Origin of the sequence: Actinomadura sp. KC06 (assembly GCF_004348735.1) — a bacterium.
Lineage (GTDB): Bacteria > Actinomycetota > Actinomycetes > Streptosporangiales > Streptosporangiaceae > Spirillospora.
The window spans coordinates 34,757-48,641 of record NZ_SMKT01000057.1; the positions used below are offsets into that span (position 1 = coordinate 34,757).

Annotated in this window: 10 protein-coding genes and 1 tRNA gene; 7 read left to right on the forward strand and 4 right to left on the reverse strand. The window is 73.1% G+C overall.

All coding sequences use genetic code 11. The features are described 5' to 3' along the window. Nucleotides 1–52: 52 nt before the first annotated feature. The 5 genes from E1287_RS19680 (at nucleotide 53) to E1287_RS19700 (ending at nucleotide 6,302) form a co-directional block, all read left to right on the forward strand. Nucleotides 53–1,048, forward strand: coding sequence for a trypsin-like peptidase domain-containing protein (locus E1287_RS19680; protein WP_131966459.1), 996 nt, complete (start codon nucleotides 53–55; stop codon nucleotides 1,046–1,048). 80 nt (nucleotides 1,049–1,128) lie between these two features. Continuing rightward, on the forward strand, nucleotides 1,129–1,863 hold the full coding sequence (locus E1287_RS19685; RefSeq protein WP_131966461.1) for a response regulator transcription factor: 735 nt from the start codon (nucleotides 1,129–1,131) through the stop codon (nucleotides 1,861–1,863). Nucleotides 1,864–1,871: 8 nt separating this feature from the next. Beyond that, nucleotides 1,872–3,110: a HAMP domain-containing sensor histidine kinase gene (locus tag E1287_RS19690; RefSeq protein ID WP_207934321.1), complete on the forward strand. Its 1,239-nt coding sequence runs from the start codon at nucleotides 1,872–1,874 to the stop codon at nucleotides 3,108–3,110. Between the two features lie 72 nt (nucleotides 3,111–3,182). After that, nucleotides 3,183–4,577 (forward strand): cytochrome P450, encoded by a 1,395-nt coding sequence (locus E1287_RS19695; protein ID WP_131966464.1) that lies wholly within the window; start codon nucleotides 3,183–3,185, stop codon nucleotides 4,575–4,577. A gap of 90 nt (nucleotides 4,578–4,667) precedes the next feature. Next, on the forward strand, nucleotides 4,668–6,302 hold the full coding sequence (locus tag E1287_RS19700; RefSeq protein ID WP_131966466.1) for a carboxylesterase family protein: 1,635 nt from the start codon (nucleotides 4,668–4,670) through the stop codon (nucleotides 6,300–6,302). Between the two features lie 66 nt (nucleotides 6,303–6,368). Here E1287_RS19700 and E1287_RS19705 read toward each other — a convergent pair whose 3' ends face one another. The 3 genes from E1287_RS19705 to E1287_RS19715 all read right to left on the reverse strand — a co-directional run bounded on the left by E1287_RS19705 (nucleotide 6,369) and on the right by E1287_RS19715 (nucleotide 9,495). Further along, nucleotides 6,369–8,027: a TerD family protein gene (locus tag E1287_RS19705; RefSeq protein WP_131966468.1), complete on the reverse strand. Its 1,659-nt coding sequence runs from the start codon at nucleotides 8,025–8,027 to the stop codon at nucleotides 6,369–6,371. A 7-nt stretch (nucleotides 8,028–8,034) separates the two neighbouring features. Then, nucleotides 8,035–8,604 carry a TerD family protein gene (locus E1287_RS19710; RefSeq protein ID WP_131966470.1) on the reverse strand — a complete coding sequence of 190 codons (570 nt, stop codon included), beginning with the start codon at nucleotides 8,602–8,604 and terminating at the stop codon, nucleotides 8,035–8,037. Between the two features lie 300 nt (nucleotides 8,605–8,904). Then, entirely contained in the window at nucleotides 8,905–9,495 is a 591-nt protein-coding gene (locus E1287_RS19715) for a lytic polysaccharide monooxygenase (RefSeq protein WP_131966471.1), read from the reverse strand. A 361-nt stretch (nucleotides 9,496–9,856) separates the two neighbouring features. On the opposite strand from E1287_RS19715, the gene E1287_RS19720 reads away from it, so the two are divergent. Then, nucleotides 9,857–10,273: a cold shock domain-containing protein gene (locus tag E1287_RS19720; RefSeq protein ID WP_131966473.1), complete on the forward strand. Its 417-nt coding sequence runs from the start codon at nucleotides 9,857–9,859 to the stop codon at nucleotides 10,271–10,273. A 139-nt stretch (nucleotides 10,274–10,412) separates the two neighbouring features. On the opposite strand, the gene E1287_RS19725 is transcribed toward E1287_RS19720, so the two are convergent. Next, nucleotides 10,413–12,989 (reverse strand): BTAD domain-containing putative transcriptional regulator, encoded by a 2,577-nt coding sequence (locus E1287_RS19725; protein ID WP_131966474.1) that lies wholly within the window; start codon nucleotides 12,987–12,989, stop codon nucleotides 10,413–10,415. A gap of 435 nt (nucleotides 12,990–13,424) precedes the next feature. Here E1287_RS19725 and E1287_RS19730 point away from each other — a divergent pair. Further along, nucleotides 13,425–13,497, forward strand: a tRNA-Leu gene (locus tag E1287_RS19730). Nucleotides 13,498–13,885: the final 388 nt, after the last annotated feature.

A 13,885-nucleotide genomic window follows, 5' to 3' on the forward strand; every position in this document is an offset into this window, starting at 1 on the left:
AACGCATGGGGAGCGGAGTACTGACCAATGAGACATGAGCGTGAGGAGCCCCATGAGTTACCCACGGCAAGCCGATCCCCGGTACGGCAACGCTCACTACGACCCGTACGACGACGCCCGGTTCGGGTTGGGCGAGCCGCGCGGCCCCGACTTCCTGTCGCCTCCTCCCCGTACGTGGCCGCAGGACGATCCGTTCAGGCGTCCGGCGCCGTCGGCCCCGTGGGCGGCGCCGGGCCACGACCCGTGGGCGGCGCCGGGGCACGACGAGCCCGGCCGGCACCGTGACCGCGGCCGCGGTCGCGGCTCCGGCCGGGCGGTCGCCGTGGCCGTGGTCGCCGCCCTGCTGGCCGGTGGCCTGGCCGGGGGCGTCGCGGGACGGGTGACCGCCGGCGGCCCGGCGTCGACGGCGCTGTCGCAGTCCGGCGCGGGGCCGGTGAACGGAGGGGCCGGGGACCTCAGCGAGGTGGCGGCGCGGGTGCAGGCGAGCGTGGTGTCGATCGAGGTGCGGTCGGGGAACGCGCGCGGCACCGGGTCCGGGTTCGTGATCGACCGGCAGGGGCACGTGCTGACCAACGCGCACGTCGTCGACGACGGCGGCGCGGTCACCGTGGTGCTGGCCGACCGGCGCCGCGTCCAGGCTCAGGTGGTGGGCTCCGACAGCGCCCTCGACCTGGCGGTGCTGGCGATCCCCGCCGGTGACAGCCCGGCGCCGCTGACGTTCGGCCGCTTCTCCGACGTCCGGGTCGGCGACCAGGTCCTCGCGCTCGGCTCCCCGCTCGGCCTGCAGGGGACGGTCACCAGCGGCATCGTCAGCGCGCTGAACCGCAGGGTCCGCATGGGGCAGGGCGGCGTCGCCAACGCGGTGCAGACCGACGCGTCCATCAACCCCGGCAACTCGGGCGGGCCGCTGGTCAACGCGCGCGGCGAGGTCGTCGGCGTGAACACGGCGATCGCGACGCTGATGCGGGACGGCGGCGGCTCGATCGGCATCGGCTTCGCGATCCCCGCCGACCGGGCGCGGGACGGCGCCCGCCGCCTCGCCCGCTGAGCCGCGCCCGGCCCGCTGGGCGGCGCCCCGTCCGCGTACCGTCGATGGCAGTGACCTGGTGAGAAAGGTGGGGTCCTGGAATGCGGGTGCTGGTGGTCGAGGACGAGGAGGACCTGGTCGAGGCGCTGCGGTACGGGCTCGTCCGCGCCGACTACGCCGTCGACGTCGCCTACGACCTGGAGGAGGCCACGCAGAAGCTGTACGCGTCCGCGTACGACCTGATGGTCCTGGACCTCGCCCTCCCCGACGGCGACGGGTTCGACCTGTGCCGCGCGGTCCGCAGCGGCCGGCTGGACGGGGAGAGCGGCCCGGACCTGCGCATCCTGATGCTGACCGCGCGGGACCGGCTGGCCGACCGGGTGCGCGGCCTGGACGAGGGCGCCGACGACTACCTGGTCAAGCCGTTCGCGTTCCCCGAGCTGCTGGCGCGCGTCCGGGCCCTGCTGCGCCGGGAGAGCGGCGGCGGGTCGGCGGTGTGGACGGTCGGCGACCTGCGGCTCGACACCGGGCGCCGGGAGGCGTTCCGGGCCGGGCGGCTGCTCCGGCTCACGCCCAAGGAATTCGCCGTGCTGCGCTACCTGATGAGCCGCCCCGGGCAGGTCGTGTCGGCCGAGGAGCTGCTGGAGCACGTGTGGGACGAGAACGCCGACCCGTTCACCAACACCGTCCGGGTCACGGTCGGCACCCTGCGCCGCAAGCTCGCCGCGCCGGACGAGGAGCAGGTCATCGAGACCGTCGTGCGGCACGGCTACCGCCTGCGGGAGACGCGGGAGAGCGGGACGGCGGGGGCGGCCGCCGTCCCCGCCGGGAAGTGAGGCCGGGCGTGGTGCACTCGATCCGGTTCCGGCTCACGGTCCTGTACTCGACGCTGCTGTTCGCGCTCACGGCGGTGATGCTGGGCGGCGTCTACCTGGCCGTGGACCGCAGCACCGACGCGCAGCCGATCACCAAGACGTTCAACGCGGAGAAGATCGTCCAGATGCCGGACGGCACCCAGCAGCGGCTCGGGCAGGTCGAGGTCGTCAAGGTGCAGCAGGTGGAGGAGGCGGTCAACTACGAGACCCAGCGGACCCTGCGCCGCTACTCCCTGATCACGCTCGGCGGGCTGCTCGTCGCGAGCCTCGGCATCGGCTGGGTGCTGTCGGGACGGGCGCTCAAGCCCGTCGGCGCGATCGCCCGCGCCGCCGAGGAGATCCAGGCGACCGACCTGTCCCGGCGGATCCGGCTGTCCGGCCCGCGCGACGAGCTGCGCCACCTCGCCGACACCATCGACTCCATGCTGGACCGGCTGGACGCGGCGTTCCGCGCGCAGCGGCGGCTGATCGACGACGCCTCGCACGAGCTGCGCAGCCCGCTGGCGATCATCCGCGCCAACGTCGACACCGTGCTCAGCGAGCCGGACGCCGGCATCGAGGACCGGCGCCGCGCCGTCCAGGTCGTCGACCGCGCCACCACCCGGATGACGCGGCTGGTGGAGGACCTGCTGGCCACCGCGCGCCGGTCCGCGCCCGCCCTCGGCGACGCCGACGTGGACCTCGGCCTCGCGGCGCGCGAGGCGGCGGAGGAGTTCGACACGCTCGCCGCGGCGCGCGGGCTGGTGATCGAGCGGCGGCTGCGGGACGGCCTGTCCATGATCGGCGACCATGACGCGCTGCGCCGCGCCGTCGGCAACCTGCTGTCCAACGCCGTGCGGCTGGCGCCCGTCGGCACCGCCATCACCGTCGCCGCCGACCAGACCGGCGGCTGGCAGTGGATCGCCGTCAAGGACACGGGCCCCGGCATCCACGCCGACGAGCAGGACCGGGTGTTCGACCGGTTCTGGCGCGGATCGGAGACGCGCCGCTCCCGCTCCCTGGACCGCCGCACGGGACTCGGGCTCGCGATCGTCCGGAGCATCGTGGAGGCGCACAACGGCCAGGTCCGGCTGTTCTCCGCACCGGACGTGGGCAGCACGTTCGTCCTGTGGTTCCCCGTCCACTCCCCCGGCGGCGGGACGGCGGCCGCCGCCCCGCCCGACGCCGATCCTCTCGCCGGCCCTCGCGAAACGGGCCGGATCGTGTAAGCATGACAGCGCGTGTAAGCATGACAGCGCCTGTAAGCATGGCGAGTCGAGAGCCCGACGCGGGAGAGCGTGATGCGCGGCGACGGCGGCACCCCAGCGCGGATACCCGGGCCTCCCGCGGCGGACGACGCCGCCGAGGCGATCGCGGCGGCGGGCGGGCTGCACACCTACCAGCTGAAACTGCACGCCGAGTACGGGCCGGTCGTCCGGTTCCCGCTGCCCGGCGCGGACGTCGCGGTGTCGGTCGCCGACCCGGTGCTGCTGGAGGCCACCGCGAAGATCGACAAGCGGCCGGAGAAGCTGTTCGAGTTCCTGGCGCCGCTCCAGGAGTCGGGGAACCTGCAGACCATCCCGGCCGCCGAGCACGGTCCGTGGCGCCGGGTGATGCTGTCGGTGCTGGCCGGACGCCCCTCGCACGAGGCGCGCTTCGCGCGCTTCGCCGCGCTGACGTCCGAGCTGGCCGGCCGCTGGGCCGCACGCGCCGCCACCGGCGACGCCGTCGCGCTGCAGAAGGACCTGAGCGAGCTGTCGCTCCGCATGATCTGCGAGTACGCGCTGGGCAGCGGCCTGGAGTCGGACGAGTCCGCCGGACGCGTCGTGTCGGCGTTCGAGGACGTCCTCACCGAATATCTGGCGCGGCTCTACCACGCTGACGTTGCGGGCGACGCGGAGGAGCGGCGCGTCCGGGCCGACGAGGCGCTGGCCTACCTGCGCGCGACCGTCGACCGCGTCCTCGCCGCGCACGACCCGTCCGGGAAGGCCGGGCGCAGCGACATGATCGCGGCGCTGGTCGAGGCGGGCGAGTCACCGGCGCGGATCCGCGACTCGGTGCTGATGACCATGCTGGCCGCCCACCACACCACCGGCGTCGCCATCTCCTGGACGCTGTACCTGCTGGCCCGGCACCCGGACGCCGCCGCCCGCGCCGCCGCCGAACTCGACCGCGTCCTCGGCGACCGCGCCGCGCCCGGCTACGGCGACCTCAAGGAGCTGGCCTACCTGGAGCGGGTGCTCAAGGAGGCGATGCGGCTGTACCCGCCGGGCCCGTACGGCGCGCGGGAGACGACCGAGGACCTCATGCTCGGCGACCACGCGATCCCCGCGGGCACGACGATCTTCTACCCGTTCTGGGCCGTGCACATGAACCCCGAGTACTGGCCCGAGCCCGAGGTGTTCGACCCCGACCGGTTCACCCCGGAGGCGTCCGCCGGACGGCCCAGGCTCGCCTACATCCCGTTCGGGCTCGGCCCGCGCAGCTGCGAGGGCGCCGCGCTCGCCATGGTCGAGGCGGAACTCGTGCTGGCCGTCCTGCTGAGGCGTTTCCGGTTCCAGCTGGTGCCCGAGCAGACGGTGACGCCGATCGAACGCTTCGTCCTGTGGGCCGCCGAGGACATCCACATGACCCTCACGCCGCGCGTCCCCGGCCGTGACCAGGGCCGGAGCCCGACGTCGAAACTCGATATATGACAATCAAGTCAGATATGACATCGTATCGAACGGCGGTGCGATGATCTGGGGGCAGCCAGGTTTCCCCACGGTCTCGACCGGAGGACCCCCATGAGACCACGCACAGCCCTAAAGACCGCGCTCAAGGTGACCGCGTCCCTCATCATCGCCGGAGCCGGACTGACGGCGGCGAACACGGCGACGGCGGCCCCGGCCGCCGCGCCGCCGCCGTGCTCGGACGGCACCCTTGTGCCGACCGACACCGGACCCGTCTGCGGCCTCGACGGCGACGGGATCAGAAATTGGCTCGGCGTCCCCTACGCCGCCCCGCCCGTCGGCGCCCTGCGCTGGGAGCCGCCGGCGCGGCATCCCGGCTGGTCGACGCCGGTGCAGGCGACCGAACCGGGCAGCGCCTGCCCGCAGCCGGGCGACTTCCGTCCCGGCTCCACCGACGAGAACTGCCTGAAGCTGGACGTCCGCGTGCCGGAGGACGCCGGCAGCGGACCACTGCCCGTCATGGTGCAACTCCACGGCGGCGGGTTCAGGCTCGGGACGCCGTCCAACGGGACGCGGCTCGCCATGGCCGGAAAGGTCATCCAGGTCGAGGTGCGCTACCGGCTCGGCATCATCGGATTCCTGTCCCACCAGGCCCTGGGCTCGAATGCCGGGAACTACGGGATCGAAGACCAGCAGGCCGCGCTCGACTGGGTCAAGCGCAACATCGCCAAATTCGGCGGCGACGCGGGCAACGTCACCATCTTCGGCCCGTCCGCCGGAGGGTCGAGCGTGTGCGCCAACATGGCGTCGCCCACCGGCCGCGGCCTGTTCCACAAGGGCATCATCGAAAGCGGCGAGTACAACTCGCTGCGCGGCGTCCACGCCACCTGGCAGGCCCAGGACTGCGCGACCAAGCTGCCGACGCAGGCCGAGGCGCAAGCCGCCGGGGCGCGCTTTGCCGCGGCCGTCGGCTGCGGGAGCGCCGCGGACGTCGCCGCCTGCCTCCGCCAGGTGCCGGTGCAGACCCTGCTCGATCAGGCCGGCAACGGGCTCGGCCCGAACAGCGGCACGCTAGCGCCCATCGTGGACGGCAAGACCCTGACCATGTCGCCAGGGCAGGCGTTCGCCACCGGGGAGTTCAACAAGGTCCCGGTCATCCACGGCGTGGCCAGGGACGAGTCGCAGATCCGTCCCGCCGAGACGCCCGCCGAGTTCGAGGCGCAGGTCCGCAGCCAGTACGGGGAGTTCGCGCCCAAGGTGCTCAAGCGCTATCCGCTGTCGGATTATCCGGAGCCCTCGGCGTTCATCGCGGCGCGGACCGTCCTCGCCGACTCCACGTCCGTCTGCCCGGCGCTGCTCAACGACCGGCGGCTCGCGAAGCACACCACCGTGTACGCGTACCGGTTCGACGACACCAACCCGCCGCCGCTGCCGTTCGTCGACTCGACGAGGCCGGCCGGCGCCTTCCATGTCGGGGAGTTCAGCTACCTGTACCACGGCACATTCCCGAACCAGCCCCCGCTGGACCCCAACCAGCAGGCGCTGCAGAACCAGCTCACCGACCAGTGGACGGGTTTCGCCCGCACCGGTGACCCGAACGTGGACGGCACCCCGCCCTGGACGCCGTTCACCGCCGAGAAGGAGGCCCAGATGTCGCTGCTGCCCGCCGGGACCAGCCGCATGACCCGCGAGATCTCGTGGCCGCACCACTGCAACTTCTGGCACAAGCTCGCGCCGTTCACGAGCTGACCCCGGTGAGCGCCGGACGCTCCCGCCAACCGCGGGGGCGTCCGGCGCCCATCCGAATCGGGTCGTCTAGTCGTAGGACGCGAGGGTGCGCGCGTGGACGCCGAGCACATGGGCGAACAGCGCGGGAGCGCGTGAACCGTCGGCCGCGTCCGGGAGGACCTCGGGGGTGAGCGTCCAGTCCGTGCCGACCCACGAGTCGGCGATGGCGCCCTCGCTGGACGGCAGGTTGTTGCACGACTGCCGGACCCGGATCGCCCGGACCGTCTCGGCCGCCGGGGTGTCGGTCTCCACCATCAGGACCGGGACGCCGACCAGCGGCCCGTCCTCCACCAGGCGCAGCAGGTGGTGCGCGTCCTCGCCGTCGAGCGCCGCGCCCGCGTCCAGGATCACCGCGAGCCGCACCGGCGGGCCCTCCGCCAGCCCGGACGGCAGCTCGCCGTCCTGCCCGCCGCCGACCTGCCGCAGGTCCACCAGGTCGAGCAGGCGGCGGAGCCGCTCGGCCGCCGCGGGCCCGGTCGCCACGCCGCCGCCGAGCAGCCGGGCGCTGATCATCGGGTCGAACCCGTGCAGCCAGCCGGCGCCCGACAGGCCCGCCGCGTCGATCACCTCGAGGCCGACGAGCCCGGGCGGGACGGCGGCCAGGAACCGGGTCACCAGCGACCAGGCGTAGGCGGCCGAGTCGCCGGGCATCGTGCCCTGCGAGATCCACACGCCGCGCCGCCACGGCAGCCGCAGGATCAGCGGCACCAGGAGGTCGGGCAGCTCGGCGGTGGACAGCCGTCCCGCCAGCATCCCCTCGGCCAGGTCGGCGCCCGGCTGCCAGGTCAGCCAGGACGGCGCGTCGAACGGCGCGACCTCGGCGGTGACCTGCGGCTCCACCCGGGCCAGCTCGTCGCGGAGCTGGCCCGCGTCGGCGCGCAGCCGCTGGTCGGCCGCCGCCATGAGCTGCTCGAACCGCCCGCGCGGGGCGCGTCCGGCGATCTCCTCGTTGCGGAGGGTGAGCGCGTGCTCGGTGGACGCGCGGAACGAGGCGAGCGAGCGGCTGGCGTCCTCCCAGACCAGCCAGCACCGTTCGAGGTAGCCGACCTCGTTCCCGGACGTCCCGGACGGCGGCGCCGGTTGCGCCTGCGGCGTCGGCATTCCCTGCTGCGGGGGCGGGGATCCGACGGCCGGGCCCGGCGGCGCGGAGGCCATGGCCTCCTGCGGCGCGCTCGCTTCGGCCGCGTCGCCGGGGTCGTCCACCTCGACGCCGTGCGCCTCGACCAGCTCGGCCAGCCCGCCGGCGTAGCCCTGCCCGACGGCGCGGACCTTCCACCTGTCGTCCCGCCGGTACACCTCGAACCCGATGATCGCCTTCTCCTGGCCCAGCCCGTCGACGGCGAACACCGCCACCGGAGCGCCGTCGTCGCCGGTGAGCCGCACCTGCGGCGGCGGCATCGCGCCGAACGACGACGTCCCCGTGAGGCTGACCGCGATCAGCACCGCGTGCGCGTCGGCGGGGACGGCGTCGAGGTCGAGCTCGACGCGCTGGCGGCCGCCGCCGTCCGCCCAGCGCACGCCCGGCGCCTCGGGGGCGTTGAAGAACACCAGGTCGGAGTCGGTGCGCACGCGCAGGTCCGAGCCCACGAGCAGGGCGCTGACGTCCACGGGCACCGCGCAGGACACGGAGGCGGTCACCCGCCGGGAGGGCAGCGGCGCGTTGGCGCCGCGGGAGAGGTCGGTCATCGGGCGGTCAGGCGTGATTCGCGATCACCGGGAGCATGTCCTCGAACGTGCGGCCGTGGCACGGCTCGCCGATCGCGTTCATCTTCCAGCCGTCGCCGTGCCGGTAGATCCGGGACATCACCATGGCCGTGTGGGCGCCGCCGCCGGTCAGCGTGTACCGGGCCATCTCGCCGTTGTCCATCTCGTTGACGAGCCGGCAGAACGCGTTCTCCACCTCGTTGAACGTCTGCCCGTTGAACGAGCTGACGGTGAACACCAGCGACGTGACGTGCACCGGCAGCCGGCTCAGGTCGACGATGACGGACTCGTCGTCGCCGTCGCCCGCCCCGGTCAGGTTGTCGCCGGTGTGCCGGACGGACCCGTCGTCGCTGGTCAGCTTGCCGAAGTACACGACGTCCGCCAGCGCGCCGTCGGCGAAGAGCACGCAGGACGCGTCGAGGTCGATGTCCCGCTCCCGCGAACCGAAGAAGCCCTTCTTCTTCACCGCGTCCCAGCCCAGCCCCATCCGGACCATGCTCAGCGCACCGCCGGGCTTCTCCAGCGAGATCCGCTGGCCCTTCACCATCGAGACGGTCACAGCCGTCGCCTCCTTGAGTCCCCTTCGCCGCGCCGCGCCGCTCCGCGAAGCGCTCCGGCCTGTAGATACCCCGGCCACCACGCAGGGGTGTCCGGGGTACGAGCAAAGCCTCGCAGCCTATCAGCCCCGTTGTCACCCGTTCCCGGACGATCCGGGGTGGGCCAGGCCGGGCCACGGCCGCCGGACGCGGCGGCGCCGGCCCACCGCCGGAGCCCTCGCGTAGCCCCGCTCGGACGGTGAGCCGGCGCGAAACCGGCTAGCTGACCCGCGGCCTGACCCGCCGCAGGTCGGGAGGGGACGTCAGCCGAAGTCGACGTCGATGCACTGGTAGAAGGCGTTGCCGGTGTCGGCGATGTCCCAGACGGCGAGCAGGATGTGCCGGCCCTGCCGCTGCGGGAGCGTCCCGCTGTGCACGGTCGGGTTGGTCGGCTGCCGCCCGCCCAGGTTCGCGGTGATGAACGGCTCGTCCAGGCTGGCCCGGGTGAGGGGCTGGGTGTTGTTCCAGCCGTCCTTGGTGAGGAAGTAGCGGAACGACGTGGTGGAGTGCGGGGCGGTGAAGCGCCACGAGATGCTGAGGTTCTGGCCCGCCGTCACCTTGGTCGCCGGCCAGCCGGTGCCGCCGCGCTGGTCGTCGAGCGGCGACCAGCGCCCGTCGGCGGCCGCGCAGATCTTGCCGTCGGCCGGTCCGCGCGCCGGGAACCCCTTCGGGCCTTCGACGCCGTCCGGGTCCCACTGGACCTGGCCGCAGTTCTGGACCTTGCCCTGTCCGCACAGGTAGCTGCGGCTCGGCGGCGAGGTGGAGTACCCGTGCGACCACGCCGGGACGGTGAGCGCGAGCGGCAGCCCGGCGGTCACGGCCGCGGCAACGGCGATGCTGGTCTTCCTTGGCATCCTGCTTCTCCTTGGCGGGAGGTGCGCCGAACGGCGGCGCACCTGGAGGCGGAGGCGAGCCGGCCGAAGGCAGGCTCAAAAGGAAACTTTCCTTTCAGTAAGGTGAACCCTGCGCGGCCTTCCGTCAACCCCGTGCTCGCGGGCGCGGGTCTTTCTGGCACGCGTTGCATAGTGCGGACGCCGGGGCGACGGGGCCCGCGACGGAGCGCGCAACGGGCCCGCGACGGGTCGAGCGAAGACCCTTACTTTGCCGTCATTCGCCTTCGCATTAGCGATTCCGGCGGTAATTCCTGTGCTATCGTGTGCGCTGCAAATCGTTGAAACAGCGTATGGCTTGTTGGTTGGCGTGTGGAGGCTGGCGGTGCGTTCAGGCAGGATTCTCAGGTTCGACGAAGTCCGCGGTTACGGATTCATTGTTCCCGACGGCGGCGGCGAGGACGTGTTCGTCCACGCGAACGAGCTTCTCGACGACAAGGCGGCGTTCTCGCCCGGCACCGCGGTCGAGTTCGAGGTGACCGAGGGCGAGCGCGGCCTCAAGGCGTTCGCGGTGCGCGCGGTGAGCTCGCCGTCCAACGGCTCCGCGTCCGTGGTCGACCGCGCTCCGGCCGGCGACTCGAACGACGACATGCTGTGCGACGTCCTGTCGCGCAAGGAGCTCAGCCGGGAGATCGTCGACGTGCTGCTCGCGGAGGCCCCGGATCTGACCGGCGGCCAGATCGTCAAGATCCGCGGAAGCATCGTGGAGATCGCTCACAAGCACGGCTGGATCGACGACTGATCGTCCGGCAAAGCCGTTTTCGCTTTTCCCGTGCGGCCCTCGTTCCGCGCGAGCCGTGAGCGGCCGCCCGGCCATTTCCCGGGGGAATGGCCCGGTTGCGGATTGCGGGCCGCGGCACCCGGCATTCCGGACGCGGCGTTCAGTTCCCGCCGTGCGCGGTGCGGACGGCCGCCGGGATCATGACGGCGCTCGGGCGCGTGCCGTTCTCGCGCATGCGGATATGCCCGCCGTCGGCGTCCCCGGCCCCGAGGACGGGCGCCGCGACGGCGTTCCCGTGCGGATCGGCGACGCGCCGGAAGATGCGCACCGACTCCTCGAAGCACTCGATCGCGCGGGACGGCCGCCGCGCGCCGAGGTAGGCGACGGCGAGCCGGTTCAGGCTCCACGCCTGGCCGACGAGGTCGCCGAGCCGGCGCTGCACGGCCAGGGCCTCCCGGTGGTGGCCGATGGCCTCGCCGAAGCGGTCCGCGTCGTTGCAGGCCATGCCGAGGCCGTTCAGCATGAACGCGACACCGCGCCAGTCGTCGACCCGGCGCGCCGCGCCGAGCCCGATCTCGTACGCGGTGATCCAGTCGTCCCGGCTCCGGCCGAGGCGGAAGAACGTCAGCAGGACGGCCGCGAGCCGCCAGGCGACCGAGTGGCGGCCGTGCTCGTGCGCCGCCTTGATCACGGCCGGAAAGTTCTCCGACTCGGCGTCCAGCCAGGCCAGCGCCTCCGCGCGCGTGCCGAACGCGGGCACCCGCCCGGCGCCGCCGCCCGCGTCGGGAACCTCCAGCGGGACGCGGCGGTCGTGCGTGTTCACCACCAGGTCGGCGGAATGGGCGGCGCGGAGATACCAGGCGAGCACGCGCCCGGCCGCCGCGTCGCGCTCGTCCGCCGTCTCGTGCTCGTATGCCTTCCGCCTGGCGTGGACGCGCAGCAGATGGTGCATCCGGTAACGGCCCAGGGACGCCTGCTGGAGGAGGTTCTCGTCCAGCAGGTCCTCCAGCACCGACTCCGCCCGCGCGAAGGGCAGGCCGGTCAGCGCGGCGGCGGACGCCGGCGTGAAGTCCGCGCCGGGGTGCAGGCCGAGCAGCCGGTACATGCGCCGCTGGTCGCGGGCCAGGACGCGGTAGGACAGGTCGAAAGACAGGCTGATGGAGCGGTTGCGGAACTCCAGCTCGTCCGGCAGCCGTTCCTCGTCCTCAAGGCGCGCGGCGAACTCGGCCGGCGTCCAGGCGGGACGGGTCTGCAGCCGCCGGGCCGCCATCGTGACGGCCATCGGAAGCTGCCCGCACCGCTCGGCGATCCGCGCGGCGGCGGCCTGGTCCGCCATGACCCGTTCCCGGCCCGCGATGCGGCCCAGCAGGTCGCGGGACTCCGGCGGCGCGAAGGCGGCCAGCCGGAGCCGGAAGACGCCGTCCAGCCCGGCCAGGCTCCGCCGGCTGGTGATCAGCACCAGGCCGGTCGGGTCGCCCGGGAGCAGCGGCTGCACCTGCGCCTCGTCGGTGGCGTTGTCGAGGATCACCAGCGCCCGGCGGCCGTGCAGCCGGTCCCGGTACAGCGCGGCCCGCGACTCCAGGTCCGGCGGGATCCGCGCGGCGGGCACGCCGAGCTGCCGCAGGAAGGTCTCCAGCACCTCGGCCGGGTCGGCGGCGGGGACCTCGGGGTCCATGGCGCGCAGGTCGGCCCACAGCTGCACCGCGCCGAACCGGCCGCGGGAGCCGATCTGGTGCGCGGCGCGGACGGCGAGGCGGGTCTTGCCGACCCCGGGCATGCCCTCGATGGCGATCACCGTGAGCGCCGTGTCGCCGCGGCCGCCGGCGCCGTCGGCGAGCCGGTTCAGGGCGCGCAGCTCCGCCTCCCGGCCGGTGAACTCGACGATGTCCATGGGGAACTGGCGCAGCGTGCCCGCCCTGCTGTGGGTGTGGCCGGACGTCGCGTCCGCGGGCCGTCCGGCCTCCTCGCGGCCGCCCTGCGGTGAGGTGTCAAGCGCGGGGTCGCCGCTGAGGATCCGCCGTTCCAGCGAGCGCAGCCGCGGCCCGGGGTCGATGCCCAGGTCGTCGGCGAGATGCCGGCGGACCTGCGCGTACGCGTCGAGCGCGTCGGCGGACCTGCCCATCCGGTACAGGACGAGCATCAGCCGCTCCCACAGCCGCTCCCGGAGGGGGTGGCGCGCCACGAGCCGCCGCAGGTCGGGGACGAGCGCGTCCGACCGGCCGAGCAGCAGGCACGCGTCCGTGTGCTGCTCCATGAGGAGGAGCCTGCGCTCTTCCAGCCGTTCCACGTCGGCCTGTAGCGGGGCGCCCAGCGGCATCGCTTCGAGCGGCCGTCCCCGGTAGTGGCGCAGCGCCTCGGCGAAGTCCTGCGCGGCCTGCTCGGCCCGTCCCGCCAGCAGCGCCTTCTCTCCCCTGGCGAACGACTCCTCGAACCGGAACAGGTCCAGTTCGCCGGGCTCGACGCGGAGGAGGTAGCCGGGCGACCGGGTGACGAGGCGGTCCGGGGGCTCGCCCGCCGACCGCAGCATCCTGCGCAGCGCGGCGATGTATCCCCGGACGTTCGCCCGCGCGGACGGGGGCGAGGTCCACCAGACGGCGTCCACCAGCCGGTCGATCGGGACGACCTGGTTCGCCGCCAGCAGCAGCGCCGCGAGCACCGCCTGCTGCTGCGGCCCGCCCGCGCCGACCGGGCGGCCGTCCGCAACGATTTCCAGCGGTCCAAGGATGCGGAATTCCATCTGATCCCCTAACCGGCCCTGTCAGGAGCGATCACGTTGGAACGCTCTTCGGGTTCCGGTCCCACCGTCGAGGAAGACATCGGCCCTATACGGAAAATATACGGCACGCATGCACCTTCCAGGGCAACCTGGGTGTCGCGGATGATCAGCCAGCACCAGCAATAGTCACATTGCGAACACAAAACGTAATGACGGGGACTTCGGTATGGCGGGATACCACGGGGAACGTGTCGGGGGCTCGACCGGCAGGGCGCCGGATACGGGCTGGAGGCGGCCGGATCCGGCCGGAGCGGAGGCCGGTTCGGGACCGCGGGTGACCAGGGCCGGCGCGCGGAACGGCAGGAGTCGCGCGGCCCCCTGGGCCCGGTGACCGCACGGCTTCAGGCTGCGCGTCCCTTCCCGGCGAGGGTCACGGGAGACAGGGACAGGCGCTCCGCCTCCGTAGCCCAACGGCAGAGGCATACTCCTTAAAAGAGTAGAAGTGTCGGTTCAAATCCGACCGGGGGCACAGAACTTCACCCGTCGAGCGCATCATGGCGGACATCTTCCGAGGTCGAGCGGGCGGCCCGCGCCGCCGGCACAGCCGAGCATGCGGGATGTCCGCGGTTCGCCGCCGCTCCGGGCGCGGGCGGCGGCAGGCGCACACCGAGTCGAGTTCGGTTCACCTGCCATTTACTGAACCGCCTTTCACCATCATCCAGATGATCAGCCGAGGCTGGCGACAGGAGAGGTGAAAGCGGCAAAAGGTGAAATTAATTCGGGTCAGGGCGCCCGGTCGTGCCGGCACGCTGCCGAAACGCCTCCCGACCACCCTGCCGCGTCCCTACTCACCCCCTACTCGCTCCCTATCTCTCCCCTGCCCGCTCCCCTCGTCGCTCCCTCGCACACCCTTTCCT